The sequence below is a fragment of the Pectobacterium atrosepticum genome (assembly GCF_000740965.1).
Classification (GTDB): Bacteria; Pseudomonadota; Gammaproteobacteria; order Enterobacterales; family Enterobacteriaceae; genus Pectobacterium; species Pectobacterium atrosepticum.
Genome location: NZ_CP009125.1, coordinates 1,604,441 through 1,622,359, shown reverse-complemented (window position 1 = coordinate 1,622,359; position 17,919 = coordinate 1,604,441). Strand labels below are relative to the sequence as shown.

General features: G+C 42.0%; 17 protein-coding genes. 3 read left to right on the top strand and 14 right to left on the bottom strand.

Features of this window, described 5'->3' with window-relative positions:
• Positions 1-8: 8 nt before the first annotated feature.
• The 4 genes from GZ59_RS07160 to GZ59_RS07145 form a co-directional block, all read right to left on the bottom strand.
• Positions 9-686, bottom strand: a complete 678-nt coding sequence (locus GZ59_RS07160; protein WP_039290894.1) for a YjbF family lipoprotein — start codon at positions 684-686, stop codon at positions 9-11.
• Positions 687-761: 75 nt separating this feature from the next.
• Positions 762-1,010, bottom strand: a complete 249-nt coding sequence (locus GZ59_RS23655) for a hypothetical protein (protein ID WP_011093029.1) — start codon at positions 1,008-1,010, stop codon at positions 762-764.
• 469 nt (positions 1,011-1,479) lie between these two features.
• Positions 1,480-2,886 carry an NADP-dependent phosphogluconate dehydrogenase gene (gene gndA / locus GZ59_RS07150; protein WP_011093028.1) on the bottom strand — a complete coding sequence of 469 codons (1,407 nt, stop codon included), beginning with the start codon at positions 2,884-2,886 and terminating at the stop codon, positions 1,480-1,482.
• 230 nt (positions 2,887-3,116) lie between these two features.
• Positions 3,117-4,013, bottom strand: coding sequence for a sugar phosphate nucleotidyltransferase (locus GZ59_RS07145; RefSeq protein WP_011093027.1), 897 nt, complete (start codon positions 4,011-4,013; stop codon positions 3,117-3,119).
• Positions 4,014-4,259: 246 nt separating this feature from the next.
• On the opposite strand from GZ59_RS07145, the gene rfbA reads away from it, so the two are divergent.
• Genes rfbA through rfbD form a run of 3 tightly spaced genes read left to right on the top strand, consistent with a single transcriptional unit; the run spans position 4,260 to position 6,515 of the window.
• Positions 4,260-5,129, top strand: coding sequence for a glucose-1-phosphate thymidylyltransferase RfbA (gene rfbA, locus GZ59_RS07140; protein WP_039290891.1), 870 nt, complete (start codon positions 4,260-4,262; stop codon positions 5,127-5,129).
• Between the two features lies 1 nt (position 5,130).
• Positions 5,131-5,667, top strand: coding sequence for a dTDP-4-dehydrorhamnose 3,5-epimerase (gene rfbC, locus GZ59_RS07135; RefSeq protein WP_011093025.1), 537 nt, complete (start codon positions 5,131-5,133; stop codon positions 5,665-5,667).
• Positions 5,664-6,515 (top strand): dTDP-4-dehydrorhamnose reductase, encoded by an 852-nt coding sequence (gene rfbD / locus GZ59_RS07130; protein ID WP_039290889.1) that lies wholly within the window; start codon positions 5,664-5,666, stop codon positions 6,513-6,515. Before rfbC ends, rfbD begins: the two co-directional genes overlap by 4 nt.
• A gap of 75 nt (positions 6,516-6,590) precedes the next feature.
• Here the strand turns inward: rfbD and cpsG are convergent, their stop codons facing one another.
• From cpsG to GZ59_RS07080, 10 genes are all read right to left on the bottom strand, one after another.
• Positions 6,591-7,961, bottom strand: a complete 1,371-nt coding sequence (gene cpsG / locus GZ59_RS07125) for a phosphomannomutase CpsG (protein ID WP_039290887.1) — start codon at positions 7,959-7,961, stop codon at positions 6,591-6,593.
• Positions 7,962-7,973: 12 nt separating this feature from the next.
• A complete protein-coding gene (locus tag GZ59_RS07120; protein WP_039290885.1) occupies positions 7,974-9,383 on the bottom strand; it encodes a mannose-1-phosphate guanylyltransferase/mannose-6-phosphate isomerase in 1,410 nt (469 codons plus the stop codon).
• An 18-nt stretch (positions 9,384-9,401) separates the two neighbouring features.
• A complete protein-coding gene (locus GZ59_RS07115; protein ID WP_039290883.1) occupies positions 9,402-10,319 on the bottom strand; it encodes a glycosyltransferase family 2 protein in 918 nt (305 codons plus the stop codon).
• Positions 10,320-10,437: 118 nt separating this feature from the next.
• Positions 10,438-11,568, bottom strand: a complete 1,131-nt coding sequence (locus GZ59_RS07110) for a glycosyltransferase family 4 protein (protein ID WP_080708281.1) — start codon at positions 11,566-11,568, stop codon at positions 10,438-10,440.
• Between the two features lie 11 nt (positions 11,569-11,579).
• Positions 11,580-12,782, bottom strand: coding sequence for an O-antigen polymerase (locus tag GZ59_RS23650; RefSeq protein ID WP_051623239.1), 1,203 nt, complete (start codon positions 12,780-12,782; stop codon positions 11,580-11,582).
• Complete coding sequence (locus GZ59_RS07100) at positions 12,779-13,924, bottom strand: glycosyltransferase (protein WP_080718610.1); 1,146 nt, start codon at positions 13,922-13,924, stop codon at positions 12,779-12,781. Before GZ59_RS07100 ends, GZ59_RS23650 begins: the two co-directional genes overlap by 4 nt.
• Before the next feature lie 15 nt (positions 13,925-13,939).
• Positions 13,940-14,566, bottom strand: coding sequence for an acyltransferase (locus GZ59_RS23990; RefSeq protein ID WP_051623237.1), 627 nt, complete (start codon positions 14,564-14,566; stop codon positions 13,940-13,942).
• Complete coding sequence (locus GZ59_RS07090; protein ID WP_039290878.1) at positions 14,563-15,342, bottom strand: glycosyltransferase family 2 protein; 780 nt, start codon at positions 15,340-15,342, stop codon at positions 14,563-14,565. The genes GZ59_RS23990 and GZ59_RS07090 overlap by 4 nt, the downstream gene beginning before the upstream one ends.
• Positions 15,305-16,624 (bottom strand): MATE family efflux transporter, encoded by a 1,320-nt coding sequence (locus tag GZ59_RS07085; protein WP_039290876.1) that lies wholly within the window; start codon positions 16,622-16,624, stop codon positions 15,305-15,307. Before GZ59_RS07085 ends, GZ59_RS07090 begins: the two co-directional genes overlap by 38 nt.
• A 237-nt stretch (positions 16,625-16,861) precedes the next feature.
• On the bottom strand, positions 16,862-17,917 hold the full coding sequence (locus GZ59_RS07080) for an NAD-dependent epimerase/dehydratase family protein (protein ID WP_039290873.1): 1,056 nt from the start codon (positions 17,915-17,917) through the stop codon (positions 16,862-16,864).
• Positions 17,918-17,919: the final 2 nt, after the last annotated feature.

Here is a 17,919-nt window from a genome sequence, read left to right as displayed (position 1 = left end):
GTAGCCCCTTATTGTACGTAGGGTTTTAATACGGTGAATGTTACCAATGCCATACTCGGCCCCATATACTGTTGGCTTTGAACCACACTTCCGTTAGTCGGATCGAGCCAGTAGCTATTGGTGTAAGATTCATTTAAAGCGGGGACGGTAACCTGCTCATCAAAGCGCAACAGCTCACGCGAGGTATCCAGAATTTTTATCGTTTCTTTGCCACGGGCCTGAAAAACAGAGCGGGTATCGTAACCACCGCGGAAGACTTGAGCCCATTCAGCCCGGCTTTGCCATGTCATTGGCGTCGATGTCTTCAATAAACCTAATGTCAGGGGATCCTGTTGCAGGTTATCCACATAGGTAATGTCTTCGCCGAAGCCTTGCGTTTTCACTACACGACCATGTTGGGTCGATATCATATTTTTATCAGCCCCAATCCATTTCAATTGGTTCTGTTCGGCAAAAACGAGAATGACAAACGCCTGTGGCGCCTCTCCCACTTTTAGATAGGCCGACGCATAGGGTGTATCGGAAACCCGTTTGGCCGTCACATGGGTATCATCCTGACCAAAAAACGCCAGTTTGAACGTTTTCCCCACCTGCTCCACATTTTGGGAACAGCCAGTCAACACAATCGATAAAAGAGGTATGGCAATCAGCGAACGTACCTTTGCCATTCGTTTTATTTTTGTCATGAAATGCAGTTCTCGTTGAACAGCGCAGCCTAGAAAAAGAAAGGCCACCGAAGTGGCCTTAGAATTGAAACGGAATTAACGAGCAGTACCAGTAGTTACCGTCGTGGTGCTCGTAGCATCGTTGTTGTCATTGCTGGAAACAGCAACAGCAACACCAACAGCGACAGCGGCAGCAACACCGACAGCAATCAGAGCGGTAGTACCAGCAGCAGCACCAGCACCAGCACCAGCACTACCCGCGGCAGCAGCACCAGCAGGACCAGCTGCATACACGCTTGACGACATAGCCAGGACAGCGGCTAGCGCGATTAACGTTTTCTTCATTACGATTTCCTTTTTAACATGAAGTACTTCAGGGTGGAGTACCGTCAAAAAGACCATACCCCGTCCTTCATTCCAGTCAGCACAACAGCAAATATCTCTATTTAGCGCGTTACTGACCGTTACCGGGATCCTCCCAGCAATGCGTTACAATCCAATGGCGATAAAACTCTCTATCACGCAAAGCATTTTTGAGAGGCGACCACCTCTGATAAGCAATACCAGAAAGCAAAACTACAACTCAATTTTTGCAACACTGTTAAAAATAGCAAGATCCCGATGTAATAAACAGTAATGATCTCGGTAAAAAAGCAGATTTCTTTAATGAAATTTACAGTATTCCAGAAAAAAAGTCATAGATATCTTAGCGATATCAATCCATTGATTCACCAATATAAAAAAACGCCAGATATTTCCTAATCTGGCGTTTTATTAACAAATCACTTTACCTAAGCATAAGCATAAGAAACGATTATTCCAACCATTCGGTATGGAATACACCTTCTTTATCTGTACGCTTATAGGTATGCGCGCCGAAATAGTCACGCTGAGCCTGAATCAGGTTAGCTGGCAGCACGGCTGAGCGGTAGCTGTCGTAATAGGCAATTGCCGCTGAGAATGTTGGCGTCGGGATACCCTGCTGAACGGCGTAAGAGACGACGTCGCGCAGTGCTTGCTGGTATTCATCCGCCACTTTTTTGAAGTAAGGTGCCAGCAGCAGGTTAGCAATATCCGCTTTCTGCTCATACGCATCGGTGATTTTTTGTAGGAACTGCGCACGAATGATGCAACCCGCGCGGAAAATCTTGGCGATTTCACCGTAGTTCAGATCCCAGCTGTTCTCGTCTGATGCCGCTTTCAGCTGTGAGAAGCCCTGAGCATAAGAAACGATTTTGCCTAAGTACAGCGCACGACGTACTTTCTCAACGAACTCGGCTTTATCACCGCCAAATGGCTGAGCCGTTGGGCCAGTCAGTACTTTAGATGCAGCGACACGCTGATCTTTCAGTGAAGAAAGGTAGCGGGCAAAAACGGATTCCGTGATCAGAGACAAAGGTTCGCCCAGATCCAGAGAGCTTTGGCTGGTCCATTTACCGGTACCTTTGTTAGCCGCTTCATCCAGAATCACGTCAACCAGATATTTACCTTCTTCATCTTTTTTCTTGAAGATATCGGCCGTGATTTCAATCAGGTAGCTGCTTAACTCGCCTTTGTTCCACTCAGAGAACGTGGTAGCAAGCTCGTCGTTGTCCAGATTCAGTGCCTGCTTGAGCAATGCATAGGCTTCAGCAATAAGCTGCATATCGCCGTATTCAATACCGTTATGCACCATCTTGACATAGTGCCCAGCGCCATCAGAGCCAATATAGGTCACACAGGCTTCGCCATCAGCACGCGCGGCGATCTGTTCCAGAATCGGTGCCACCAAATCATAAGCTTCTTTCTGGCCACCAGGCATAATAGAAGGCCCTTTCAGTGCACCCTCTTCTCCGCCGGATACGCCTGTACCGATGAAGTTAAACCCTTCAGCGGACAGTTCGCGGTTACGGCGAATGGTATCTTTATAGAAGGTGTTACCGCCATCGATCAGAATATCGCCCTTCTCCAGGTAAGGTTTCAGCGATTCAATCGTTTTATCGGTTGCTTCACCGGCCTTCACCATCAGCAGAATACGGCGGGGTTTTTCCAGGGATTCGACAAACTCTTCAACGGTGTAAGAAGGCACCAGTTTTTTACCCGGATTTTCCGCGATAACTTCATCGGTTTTATCGGAAGAGCGGTTAAAGATGGAAACGCTATAGCCACGGCTCTCAATGTTCAGCGCCAGATTGCGCCCCATCACCGCCATACCAACAACGCCAATTTGCTGTTTGGACATTAAAGCAACTCCTGTCTGAAGGATAACCTGCCTACAACGGCGACAACGCCTCGCGTTGCGACCTCGCAAGCAATTTAAAAACAGGTCGACATGGTAACTCAGCTTTGCGTGAGTGGGTAGTGATTGGTTTGATAGCGAAAGCACCCGCAATCCGAACGTATGGCGGGGAAAATAAAAAACCGCAGAACGATTCAACGATCTGCGGTTTTACAGCATGTTACCACTCAATATTACTTTTTCAGCAGCGCCTTAATACTTTCTTTAAATTCGGCACCAAACTCAGGATTGCGTAACCCGTAAGACACAAATGCCTGCGCGTAACCCAATTTACGGCCACAGTTAAAGTTCTTGCCCGACATCTGTACAGCATCAACCTGCTGGGTCGCAATCATATCAGCAATCACATCCGTTAACTGAATACGTCCCCATGCACCTGGTTCGGCTTTATCGAGCAATGACCAGGCATCGGCCGTTAAGACATAGCGTCCTACCGCAGAAAGGTCAGACCCAGTTTCGGACGGTGCTTCAGGTTTCTCAATCATTGACGTAATCGCTGAGGCATCGCCTGGGTTCACCAGCTGTGCTTCACAATCGACAACAGAGTACTCTGGCAACACCTCATAAGGACGATGCTTCACCAGCACTTGACTGCGCCCAGTTTCTTCAAAACGGGAAATCAGCAGCGCCAGGTTTTCCTGCGTCTGATCGGCTGTACTTTCATCCAACACCACATCAGGCAACACCACTACAAACGGATTATCCCCAATGATTGGACGAGCACAGGAGACCGCATGCCCTAATCCCAGCGTTTCACCCTGACGGACGTTCATGATCGTCACGCCTTTCGGACAGATGGACTGTACTTCGGCCAGCAGCTGGCGCTTGGCGCGTTCTTCCAACAGAGACTCAAGTTCAAACGAGGTATCGAAGTGGTTTTCGATAGCATTTTTCGACGCATGCGTCACCAGAACAATTTCTTTAATCCCCGCCCTCACACACTCGTTGACGATTTTCTCAATCACCGGGCGGTCAACCAACGGCAACATTTCCTTAGGAATTGCCTTGGTCACGGGTAACAAATTCATCCCTAAACCTGCTACAGGGATAATAGCTTTCAATGATGTCATGGATTGACTCTCTTCAATCTGATGGTTTTTATCTAACTGTGTTGATCTGGCCGATCGTTTTCACCCTGCGGGGGGTCATGCCACACGCCACGCATGACACTAAGATTACACCCAATCAGCCACAAAGCGATCTCAAGCATCGACTTTTTCTGATACATCAGACAATTCTGGTGGAGCAGAGTGATATAATGGCTCGACTATTCAAAGGTATTTTTAATGAAATAAAGACAAAGGGTGGACTAGTTGATGAAAGGGATCGTGCTCGCGGGGGGAAGTGGTACTCGGTTATACCCAATTACTCGCGGAATTTCCAAGCAGTTACTGCCGATCTATGATAAGCCGATGGTTTATTATCCTATTTCGGTTCTTATGCTCGCTGGTATCCGTGAAATATTGGTTATCACTACGCCTGAGGATATGCCAGCATTTCAGCGTCTTCTGGGAGACGGTAGCCGTTTTGGCATCGAACTTAGCTACGCGATTCAACCTAGCCCTGATGGACTTGCCCAGGCCTTTATCATCGGTGAAGAATTTATCAATGGGGAACGCTGTGCGCTGGTACTCGGTGATAATATTTATTTCGGACAAAGCTTTGGTAAAAAACTTGAAGCCGTGGCGGCAAAAGAAGAAGGTGCAACGATCTTCGGCTATCAAGTCACCGATCCAGAGCGTTTTGGCGTCGTCGAGTTTGATCAAGATTTCAGAGCGCTGTCGATAGAAGAAAAACCGGTAAAACCGAAATCAAGCTGGGCCGTTACTGGGCTCTATTTCTATGACAGAGATGTCGTAGAGATGGCGAAACAGGTAAAACCGTCGCACCGCGGTGAGTTAGAAATTACCACGCTGAACCAAATGTATCTTGAACAAAACAGACTGGATGTCGAACTGCTGGGAAGAGGTTTCGCCTGGCTGGATACCGGCACACACGACAGCCTGATTGAAGCCTCCCAATTTATTCACACCATCGAAAAGCGTCAGGGACTGAAGGTTGCCTGCCTGGAAGAGATTGCATTTCGTAAAGGGTGGCTATCTATACAGCAAGTTGCCGATGAAGCAAAAGTGATGCTCAAAACGTCTTACGGACAATATTTAACCCAACTCATCGCAGAAAAATAACATGCAAATCATTGATACTGCTGTTCACGGCGCAAAAATCATTCAGCCGAAAGTATTCGGTGATGCGCGAGGTTTTTTTCTGGAAACGTTTGAAAAGAGACGTTATCAGGAGATGCTGGATATCGATGTAGACTTTGTCCAGGATAATCATTCCCGCTCAAGTAAAGGTGTATTACGAGGTCTGCATTTCCAGAAAACAAACCCGCAGGGGAAACTTGTCCGCGTTGTACGTGGCGAGGTTTTTGACGTTGCAGTAGATATTCGTCAAGATTCTCCTACCTACGGGAAATGGTATGGAGCACTCCTCTCTGAAGAGAACAAAACGCAATTTTGGCTCCCTCCGGGGCTAGCACATGGTTTTGTTGTCCTCTCAGATATCGCAGATTTTGAGTACAAGTGTACGGATTATTATGACCCTAGCGATGAGGGTTGCCTATTATGGAACGATCCTGATCTTGGTATCGAATGGCCAATATCAACCCCGCAGTTATCCGAGAAAGACAAAGTAGGCAAGTTATTCAAGGATCTAGCAAAATGAAAATATTACTGACGGGTGCAAATGGGCAATTGGGTCGCTGTTTTCAGGATCGTCTTCCCACCCACTGGCAAATATGGTCAACGGATGCTAACGAACTTGATATCACTGATTTAACGCAGATTGAAGCGGCTATAGCACGTTATCAACCAGACGCGATTGTTAATGCGGCAGCCTATACAGCCGTTGATAAAGCAGAGTCAGAATCAGTATTAGCAGAAAAGATAAATGTTACAGGTCCCCATAATTTGGCTACCGTAGCACATGAAAAGGGGATCCGATTAGTCCACGTTTCAACGGATTATGTCTTTGATGGAAATGCCACGACGCCTTATCTTGAATCCAGTACCACCAATCCCTTAAGCGTATACGGTAAAACAAAGTTAGCTGGCGAGCAGGCCGTGACGAAAGCAGCCCCCGACGCCATTATCGTTCGTACAGCTTGGGTGTTCAGTGAATACGGTAATAATTTCGTTAAGACGATGCTGAGGCTGGCAAAAGAACGTGACGCATTAAGTATCGTTGCCGATCAAAAGGGATGCCCAACTTATGCAGGGGATTTAGCGCAGGCGATTATTTCTCTTATTGAGAAAAATGCGGAATGCGGAATTTATCACTATTGCGGTGATAAAGAAGTTAGCTGGTATGAATTTGCAAAAACCATTTTTGAAATGGCAAAACAGCAAGACATTATCGATAAACAGCCACAGTTAACTGCAATAACAACTGAGCAGTACCCTACCCCGGCACATCGACCTCAATACTCGTCATTATCGTGTGAAAAAATCGCGAGATTGACAATAAAACCATCAGACTGGACTGACGCATTGTCACAAGTCTTGGCACGTTGAATGAAAGACCTGCTTTAATATAAGAAATAAAGCAGGTCTTAATTTATTAAAATTTATACGATTAAAAATAACCTATCACTGCCGTAGCAGATGCAGAATCGCATCCGTTTTCTCAACCATCAAAGCGTTATTAGCTTTAGATTCTACATTTAGGCGAACAACCGGTTCAGTATTAGAAGAACGAAGGTTGAAACGCCAGTCTTCAAATTCCAAACTAATACCGTCGGTTTCATCAATAGACAGCGCTTCCGGCAAGTACGCAGCTTTAACACGTTCTATCGCTTTAGCGGGTTCGCTTAATATAGAGTTGATCTCTCCAGAAGCTGGATAGGCCAGCATCCTTTCACTCACCAAATCTCGCAGGCTTTTATCTTTTACACAAAGCAATTCAGCGACCAATAGCCAGGGAATCATTCCTGAATCACAGTACGCGAATGAGCGAAAATAATGATGAGCGCTCATTTCTCCGCCGTAAACGGCATCTTCTTGCCGCATCCGTTCCTTGATAAAGGCATGCCCTGTTTTTGACATAACCGGTTCGCCTTGGCAGGAATTAACGATATCAATGGTATTCCAGCTCAGTCGAGGATCATGAATGATTTTGGCACCGGGCTCTTTTTGGAGAAAAGCCTCGGCCAATAAACCAACAATGTAGTATCCCTCAATAAACTCACCGAGATGATTGAACAAGAAACACCGATCAAAATCACCATCAAAGGCAATCCCTATATCAGCAGAATGGGCGATAACCGCATCAGAGGTATCTTTTCGACATTCTGGTAAGAGCGGATTAGGGATACCATTAGGAAAAGAGCCATCGGGCTGATGGTGTACTTTGATAAAGGTTACGGGAAGATTTAATTGGTTGAAACGTGCTTCCAGCGCATCAATAACGTGTCCTGCCGCACCATTACCGCTGTTGATGACTAGCTTTAACGGTTTAAAATTCGCAGGCTCTATATAAGTCATCAAATGCTCAACATAATCATCAAGCACAGAAGTTTTTGTGTATTCACCTTTCTCTTCGGCAAGAACCGGGATAAAAACATTGTTCTCTGCCAATACCTGAATATCGCGCAACCCAGAATCACCACTAATTGGCTTAGCACCTTTGCAAACCAATTTCATTCCGTTGTAATCAATTGGGTTATGGCTTGCGGTGACTTCAATGCCTCCGTCAATCCCCAGATGATGTGTCGCGAAATAGATCTCTTCTGTACCTGCTAATCCAATATCTAATACGTTTGTCCCTGCGTCCCGTAGACCATTGGACAACGCTAATTTCAAACTCTCGCTGGTTAGCCTGACATCGCCTCCAACAACAACATTTTTGGCTCTTGTAAACTGACCATAAGCCCGACCAATCCGGTAAGCAATATCTTCATTAAGTTCGTCGCCCAGACGACCCCGAATATCATAGGCTTTAAAACAGGTGAGCGTAGACATCAATAATACCTTTTATATTCTGCCGTATCGATCTTGCAGTCTGACGATGTCATCGTCAGCCAAATAGTGTCCTGAACGTACCTCAATCATTACAAGATCAATAACGCCAGGATTTTCTAAAGTATGAACAGCCCCAGGCGGAATAAACGTAGATTGATTTTCTGAAAGGAAAAACTCTTTTTCATCAATATTAACTTTGGCCGTGCCCACTAACACAACCCAATGCTCTGCCCGATGGAAATGTTGTTGCAGAGAGAGGCCGTGCCCAGGGTGAACGATTATTTTTTTTACCTGGTAATGATCGCCAGAATCAATATTGCTAATTTTACCCCAAGGACGAAATGACTCAGGGTGTTCACGGTAGTGATGGAGATTACTTTCTTTCAGCCGATCGACCACTTTTTTTACATCTTGCGATCTATCTTTAGCGGCGACCAAAAGCGCATCTCCGGTATTAACAATGACAACATCATTAATGCCGATTGTTGCAACCAATGCTGAGTCAGAAGAGATGTAGTTATTATGGCTATCGAGCGCGATTACCTCACCAATATTAACGTTACCCGACTCGTCCTTTTCTAAAATGTCCCATAGCGATGACCATGAACCGACATCACTCCATCCAGCGGCCAATGGAATAACTACCGCATCACTGGTTTTCTCCATGACGGCATAGTCGACAGAATCATCCGGGCAATCTGTAAAAGCGGCTTCATCAAGACGAGTAAAATCTAGATCTTCGCGCGAGTTAGCACAAGCCTGCTCACAAGCGGCAAAAATGTCAGGCCGATGTTCTTTCAGCGCATTCAAGTAGACACTCGCCTTGAACATGAACATACCGCTGTTCCAATAATAATCGCCTGATGAAACATAAGCTTCTGCGGTACTCGCATCAGGTTTTTCAACAAAGCAATCGACGGTAAATGCCGCATCGTTAACACTGATGCCTCGACGAATATAGCCATACCCCGTATGTGCTTCCGTCGGGACAATGCCAAAAGTAATTAATTTCCCTAAAGCAGTAAGCGGCTGCGCCTGATTTACGGCTTGCGTAAAAGCATCCTCATTCTCAATGACATGGTCTGCAGCTAACACAAGCAAGATGGGGTCAACATCTGGGGCAAACCGCATTGCTTGCAACGCAGCCACAGCGATAGCCGGTGCAGTATTACGGCCACACGGCTCAAGAATAATTTTCCCTTCACAGCGCAATTCGCGAAGTTGCTCAGCGACAATAAAGCGATGCGCCTCATTACAAATAACGAGCGGAGCTTCTGACTCAAATCCTGCTAATCGACTAATCGTAGCTTGCAACATGGTGACATCGCTATGCAGTGCCAATAACTGTTTGGGATACAAGGCTCGGGATAGAGGCCAGAGGCGAGTACCTGAGCCACCTGCCATAATAACGGGAACAATCATGTTACATCCTTATATATCTCAAACAGAAGAATTCCAATAACTTTTGTACATAGACAATTTTTTGCACAACGTACGATTTAGGCGATGATAATTCTTGCCTAATTTATATCCCAAATATTTTGCACCTGAACTTACAATAGAAAAAGGGATGTAGTGGTAATAATTACTTTTTAACAGATAACAAATTTGGCCAAGGGCAAATTTTACCCCCTCCCCCTCGACCTTACCAAGACTTGCCAACATCCATTCTTGTGTTTTATGGAAGACTCCAATGTCAAAATAGCGCTTAAATTCTTCGCCAACACTATAATTATGGGAATGTCGAGCAAGGGCTTGCGGTATGTAACCAACAGACACTCCTGTCGATAGCATACGCGCAGCAACATAAGAGTCTTCACCCAAGATAAGTTTCGCGGGAAATCCACCAATCTGCCGCAGCGTATTGACTCGATAGCCAGAAAAGGAGTTGGACATAAACGCTTTACGGAAGCCCTGAGGAAAATCATCTTTCATGGATGTCACGTATCCGACTTCGCCATAGCTATGTAACCGAGCATGTGTGGCCAGCGGATTCGCATCATGATGAGGGAGTTGACGCCCATAGACGGCTCCCACTTCTTCATTATTAAATGCGCTGAGAAGATAGAAAAACGCTTCATCATTCTGCAATATCGCATCTTGGGTCATATAAATAACAAACTCAGTGTTAACTTTCTCTAATGCCATGGAACGTGTGCCGCCATGATCAAAAGTAGATTTATCTATATGGTAGACTTCAAAGCCTGCTTCAATGGCATACGCCACGGTATTATCTGTAGAACTTGAATCAATAATAATAACGCATTCAGGTTGTATGGTTTGAGATTTAATTGAACGAATAACCTCTGGCCACATCATTCCTGCATTATAAACCGGTATAACAAGAGAAAATTGCATAATCACTTCCAAATAATTTAATCAAAAATTAAATTAATCAGGTTATTTATTTTAAGGTTGCCTATAAATTCAAATAATCATTATATAGTAGTAAAAGTGCTTACCACTTATATAAGACTCAGCGAGACTTCTCATTGATGTTTTTTAATGCAAGCATAAGCATATCCTTGCATCGATCGTAGCTGTATAAGTTGACTCGTTGCAACCCAGTATCAATAACGTTTTCACGAGACACTTTCAGCGTGTCAACGGCATGTTCCCAACTTTCTCTGACATTAGGATCGACATATACTGCGGCTTCCCCCAGTATTTCTTTAAACACTGGGATATCTGAAACAATAACAGGTAAAGACAGGCTCATTGCTTCAATAGGTGGTATCCCGAAGCCTTCACTCAATGAAGGATAGACAAGTGCAAAAGAGGTTTTGTATAACGAACTTAGTTCCTGTTCGCTGATATGATGTTTAAATGTTACATTATTCTCAAGTCCCAACGTGGCAACCAGTGATTTCAATTCATCAAAGTAATCTGTTTGGCCACAAACAATAACGGCGCTGTAATTGTCTTTATGGTATGTAAGGAAATTTTTCAAAAAAGAATGCGCGTTTTTATGCTTCCAGCTTGCCCCAACCATTAAGAAGGTATTTTTTATTGTCGCTTGTTCGCTATTGTCCGTACCATCAGGACGCAAAGAGGGATCGACAGAGTTATAAACAACCTGTATATCAGATCGTGCAACGCCCATATGCTCTTCTATTTCATTTTTCACTGTCTCTGAAACAGTAAACACCCCTCTGAGCTCCTTGACCTTACGTGGCAAGTAATGAGAGAAATAGATTTCTTGCAGTTTCGAGTCTGGATAAAATGCCGGGCGCAAATCATGAATGGTAATAAATTGATTTTTAAAAAAAGGTATCGAGTGGTGTGTTGTGCTTAGCAATGCTACATCTTTTTTCTTTTTACTCAGAACAAGCTTACAGCCCAGAAAATAGCTGTATGAAAGCCATATTAACGGCCTGAATTTTGACACCTTCATAGTATTGGATACTATTTCTGGCGTGATAATGATATCAACCTTGGGATCTTTATATCTATTGGAGAAGTACTCAACGTGGTCTTTAGAACATATGATTGAGTCGAGAAAGCCAGATTCGTGCAACATGTCAGCAATGTTTTTGGAATAATTCCACATCCCTGTACCATGTTTTCCTACCCTTGATAAATTCAATGCTATCTTTTCAACTTTCATGACTATCTGACCTATTTTGTTTTTAAACGTACATTTAAAAAGAAATACAAAATCAACGCGAGAACACAATGCTCAAAGAATAACCAGCCAAAACCAATTGGGAGAAGGTTCGCTCCACATAAAAATGCGAAAGGAATAAAGTAGTAAATATTTTTATTACCCTTAAGGATGTGAACGGTTACTTTAAGCAATATACCTTTAATAAAATAAGTAACAGAAATAATGACGATGGAAAAGAATCCAAAATCCGCATAAAAGTCGCCGAGTCCAAAGGACGGGACTCCCTGATTGTTATAAAAACTTTCAGAGTAAAAGCGACGAGCCAACTCAAAGTAACCAAAATCAACTGGCTTGTCAGGATATATAGCCCTGGGAATCCTTGAGAAAAATTCACTCTCCATTAGTAATCGACCAAATTGAGGTTCATAACCACTATCGATAAGCAAAGCGAAGTTTCTGGTATAGTCAGAATATCCCGCCATTACTAATATGGCTGATTTAAAATCGATACCGAACGTGAAAACAAAGATAAACGCGATAAGAAAAGAAACCACAGCAGAGAAGATAAAAAACTTTTTGATAGAAATAATCTTATTCAAAACATAGCGCTGATAAATAATATAATTTATGGCGACCGTAAGCAATGGTGATTTATTACCATGAAAATAGATAAGAATCAGATTAATTAAAATAATCGCGATCGATAAAAAACGATATTTAGATGTCGTATAAAAACTTAAGAATATAGCCAATTGACTAAACAATATGGAAAGGAAGAAACTCATCCCATATCCTGTTCTTGTTCTCTCATAGATTATCCGAGGAGTAAGAAGATACTCTTTAAACTCTCGCATAATAGGAAGGAATGAATAGAACGCAACAACAGTTAACAGAATGGAGAAGATCAGATATTTATCATAATTTATTGGCGCGACATCATGATTAGATACATCTTTCAGTTTTAATGGGAAAAAGTAACCAATAAAAAGAAATAAAAAAGAAGCCGTATAACATAAATAAATAAATAGGTAACTTAAGTTACTGTAAGAACTCCCAATATAATACTCATAAAAAAACTCAAAAATAAAGTATTGCGGTACAATCATAAAAACCAAAGGAGTGAATATATTTACGATACTCTTGCTTCTTTTATAGACAAAGTAATATAGAATCGACCAAATAAAAAGAGATGACAATATAAATACAATCTTCATAAAAAAGTCTCGTCTAATACTTCAATGCCTTTAGGATAGAATAAATCATCGCGATTTATTTTCATTTTAGTCATTTCATTGTTAGATAAGGCATAGTTAATTTTTTCGGCGAGATTTCTTGACTCAATATCATCACTACCGCCTACATCATATAGCAATTCATCCGAAATATAGTCGCTCATACCGTCTCTATTTGCACCAATGCAAGGAATATCAAGGGATAACGCTTCCAGCATCGTCAAAGGAACACCTTCAAAACGCGACGGCATAACTACATAATCAATTTTTTCATCTATTTTATACCATTTGTCGACCCTACCAGTAAATGATACCTTATTGGAAAGATGATTATTGTCTATCATATCTTTCAACGTACTCATATCTGGTCCATCACCGACGATAATGAGATGTACTCGATTAACGATTTCATCATCAATATATTTTAATGCATTGATTAATATATCGTGTCCTTTTTGCTTTATCTCCACCCTGCCAATAATGGCTAGATTAATCGTTTCAGACGAGCGGCCATCGACTGGAATGACATTAGAAAGAGGAGAAACGAAGTTATTAACAATATTGACTTTCGCTGAAGCATTTCTTTTCTTTAACAGAGCCTCGTTAGGATTGGATATCGTTATGTAATTCATACACATTTTATAGGTCAATGCAGAAACCACATCACGTAACTCGCCAAGCTTAAAACCCATATGTTTAAACGTATGACACATTGGGATATAGCTTATCAACAGATTTCGGCATCCAAGAACATAAGAAATCCAAATGAACTCAGCACCAAGCTCAATGCTCCCCTGAACAAGGACAGCCCTGCGTCTTAAAGCAAAGAGCTTCTTGATAAAAAGGAGTTTTCTAACAAAAGATGCAGGTTGAAAAAAAGAAAGAAGCGGGTTCTTGTCTGATGACCAAGAGTGAGAAAATATTTTTATTCTCTCATAGCCAAATTTTTCATTCAGTGCACTCAGAGAATTCAATACCTTATCGTTTCTTTTATTTACGTGGCACTCAATGCCAAAAGAGTTATGACTCGCGATATAATTCAAAATATTTATAGTCATAACTTCATGTCCACCGTACAGGTGGTTCGGGAAAATAAAGGATGAAGTATAGTTATTTTCTTTCATATGGTCTTATAAAAATCAACTATTGATATTTTTAAAAAACAATTCCCTGTCTTTTATTTTCTTGCAGGGCACTCCAGCATTTATCGTAAATGCATCTACATCTTTCGTCACTACGGAACCAGCGGCAACGACTGCACCATCACCAATAGTAACGCCAGGCAAAATAACGGCCCCTGCGCCAATCCATACGTCATTCCCAATTGTGATCTCATTCTTTTTATCATCCCAGCTTTCATCAATCATCAGTTTTTCAGTATTGACGACATGATTGGACGCGACCACACTCACAAATTGGGCGATCATACAGTTTTCGCCAATTCTAATTATCCCGCCTGATGCTCTTATATTTGAGTACTCATTAATTGTGGTTCCTTTTCCAATAACCAACTGAGAGGAAACACCCTCTCTTGCTTTCTCATTAGTACAGATAACAACAACGCCATGAGAAATTCTTACCCCTTCATTCAGCGTTATACTTCCTCTGTCATCGCTTCTAATGATAGCGGACTTATCAATATAAATACCATTCGCCCTGAATTGAGCTCTTCGAAGATAAGATTTTAGCGTTTTTAATGTATCCGACATTAAGAGGGCTAAAAAATAAAGAACAGTTTTAACCGGGTAGCTATTTTTTAATTTCATAATAACCTTGACTTGATATCCCTCAAGTATATTTTTATTTTCGTCAAGAAATTCCCACCGTACTCCCCCGAAAATCGAATAGACTCTTTCCTTTGCAGATTTTTTATCTTTGAAACATGACTTGAATCGGTATTGTCGTGTCTTCTGTAAAAGAAACCATTAGTGCCGGTATTGATGAAAGGCCGATTGGCTAACAGATCACAGTAGAACTTCAAGTCTGACAGCCATTTATACTCAGGGCTGAATCGAGTGGCGCCAATACAGCTGACTCGAAGTAATCCGTTAGAAGGACCGCCAATATAGTTGGCAGAATGCGAGGCACATTTTTTAATAACTGCATTTCCGTCTGTATTACTGCCTAAAAAATCGTGATCTTTTATTTTCGTCAATTTGTCATCGGTAACGATCATATTACACGTAGCAAATGCCCCTCTCGGCTCAGACTCAAGTAACTCAAACTGTTCCTGAATGATATTTGGCAGTAATACATCATCTGACGATAACACTTTAAGATAATCATATTCATTGTCGATAGCATACTCAAGACAGCGGTTATGATTCATCGTAGGACCAACATTACTCGCGCTTTTCTTTAGTAAAACTTTAGGGTTGTTCAGAAAAGTATTTTCTATTATTTCGACAGAATCATCTGTTGAAGCATTATCAAAAACGACAACGTCGACTCCTGAATAAGATTGCTTCAATACCGACTCAATCGTATCAACAATATAGGCCGCATTATTGTAATTTGGTATGCCCACTAATATCTTTTTCATCTTCGTTCTTATCCAATGATTTTATATATTTTATGCATTTTATTGGCAGCAACCAAACCGCAATTGCCAGATATGAAACCAATAGCCCGATCGTAATCCCATACAGCCCAATATTCTCAGCCAGCACCCATTGGAGTGAGGCACTAATTGCCGCCTGAATAGGCGTAAGAATCAGGAAGAGGCGCACTAAATTAACACTTTGCAAAATGGTTGAAAATAATGCAGTCCATATCAGAACGAGCTGGTAAGTGCCATTTAATAGAATAAAGGAGTTGGGTATGGTTATTACCTTCCCGCTTCCTGATGTAAATATACTTACCACGATATCTTTGGTGAGAATAAATATGAAAGTAAAAATCACTACACCTAGCAAACTAAAAAAAACATACTTCTTAAGTATGCTTAAAATCTTTTCTGCATCTTTCTTTACTGAGAGTTCAGTAAAAGTTGGCCACGTTGCTGCAAGTACAGATGAATATAGAAAGTATCCAAAACCGAATATTCGCGTTGTTAGCGTATAGATGACAATATCTTCAGCAGAAAGGAATCGAGACATAATAACGTAATCTACCTGCAGCGTTAACGCCACCATGATAGATAACACCCAAAACTTACTACCTCTTACGACTAAAGATAATTCAAACCTAGGAAGAGAGATGCAGGGTGCGGTCTTTTTCAACAAAGCGAATAAAGCAATTAACGCGGTTGGAGAATAAAATAACATTATTCCGCCAAGAGATTTATTCTCCATGCGGTCAATAAATAAATAAAGGAGAAAAAATCCGATTATTGCTCCAATTGCCGGAAGAATATTTGATATGTATCCTTTATTTTCAGCATACCAAATTTTGTAACATACATTGCCAATCCCTGTCGTGGCAAAAATTAGCCCTGTAATAAAAATCATGTCAGCTTTGACATCAATACTGACATTACTAAACGGGAGCAAAAAAGATGCTATGTTAGTTGAAAATAGATATAAAATCGCGACTAAAACCGCGTACCATGGAATAATAAAGTACATTGCCTTAGATATTAGATCTTGATATCGCTCTTTGTTCGCTAGCCGTTCGGAAATATAATTTTGCAGAGCAATTGCAATCCCGAAGTCCATTAATATAAACCAACCACCAATACTAACCAGAAGCGAATATGCAGCAAATTCATCCAAGCTAGAGTGTTTAAGTAATATTCTTATACTTATTAGCTGCGCGGCAATTATTATTATACGAGAAAGCCATGAAAATAGGGTTGTTATGAGAATTGACTTCGCATTTATCATCTTGCTCTTCTTCTATTTCACCCAGCCTGGTGAAAATAGCCAGGCTGGTTTTTCTTAAAAATCATAACAAAAAACCTCAATGTAAAATTGAGGAAACCGGATTGATGCAAAATAAGCATCTCAAGCTAGTTATAAATGACTATATAAAATGATATAGGAATAAAAAGCATCAAAAATAAATATCCGTACCAAATAGAACGAGATGATATCCTCACAAGAAGCGTAATACCTATCTCACTATCTGGTTGACGACTTGTGCCACGCGTACATTTTTCTAAGGATGCTTAAGCTATCTACCGTTTCAGCAACCTTAAGCCGCTGTGATACACGTTGCGTGTTAGGATATAAATCATCAACTTTATTTTTTTTAGCCGGATTAGTATTAATCTCAACATTGAGTTCTTTTCCAAGAAGATCGCCAATCATCTTCACAAGCTCAATATGACTTATTGAATATGCACTACCCAGATTGTAGACATCACCATCTCCTCCTTTTACCAGAGCAGTGAGTGTCCACCACGCCGCATCACTACCGTATAAATAACTTCTGCGAACATTACCATCGCCATGGATACGAACGGTTGAACCATTGAGCGCATCTCTCATAAAGTTATTAATCGCCCACGGCAGATCAAGCTCATGGTAAGGCCCAGCCAAAGTAAATGGTCGAACGGTAGAAATAGGTAAACGATGCTGATTACGGTAGATAGTCGCTAATGTTTCAGAGGCACGTTTGGCTTCGGCATACACACCGTGCAATTCGCCGGAACGCTGCATAAATGCATCATCTTCCGATGTTGCTCCAGAACGATCGGGTTGACCATTTACCAGACATGAACTGACATTGACCATCCGAATAAGCGAACCAAGCTTGGTCGCCGCTTCCAGACAATTTGCAGTCCCTGTGACGGTAGTTTCATAAACTCTCAGAGGATCTGAGGAATGAACCCGCGTATTAGGGATACCTGCAGCATGAATAATAAAATTCGTTGCCTTTGAAAATTCAAAAGGCGATCTGACATCCTGACTATAAATATTGATATCCGATCTTGCAGCCAAATGAGGCAATCGTCTCGCCCACTCCTGCACTCGAGTCGCATAGATATCTAACGTAATGCCCGCATTATATTCATCGTTCAGTGCCGATATCATTTCCGCAATCCAGGTACCGAGGAATCCGGTTCCGCCGGTTATGCTGATATGCTTTCCAGCTAATACCTTTCTTACGTCTTCAGCCCCAGCACAGGCAAGCAAGCAATCTGAACGACATTCTGACAATGATGATGTTTTCATTA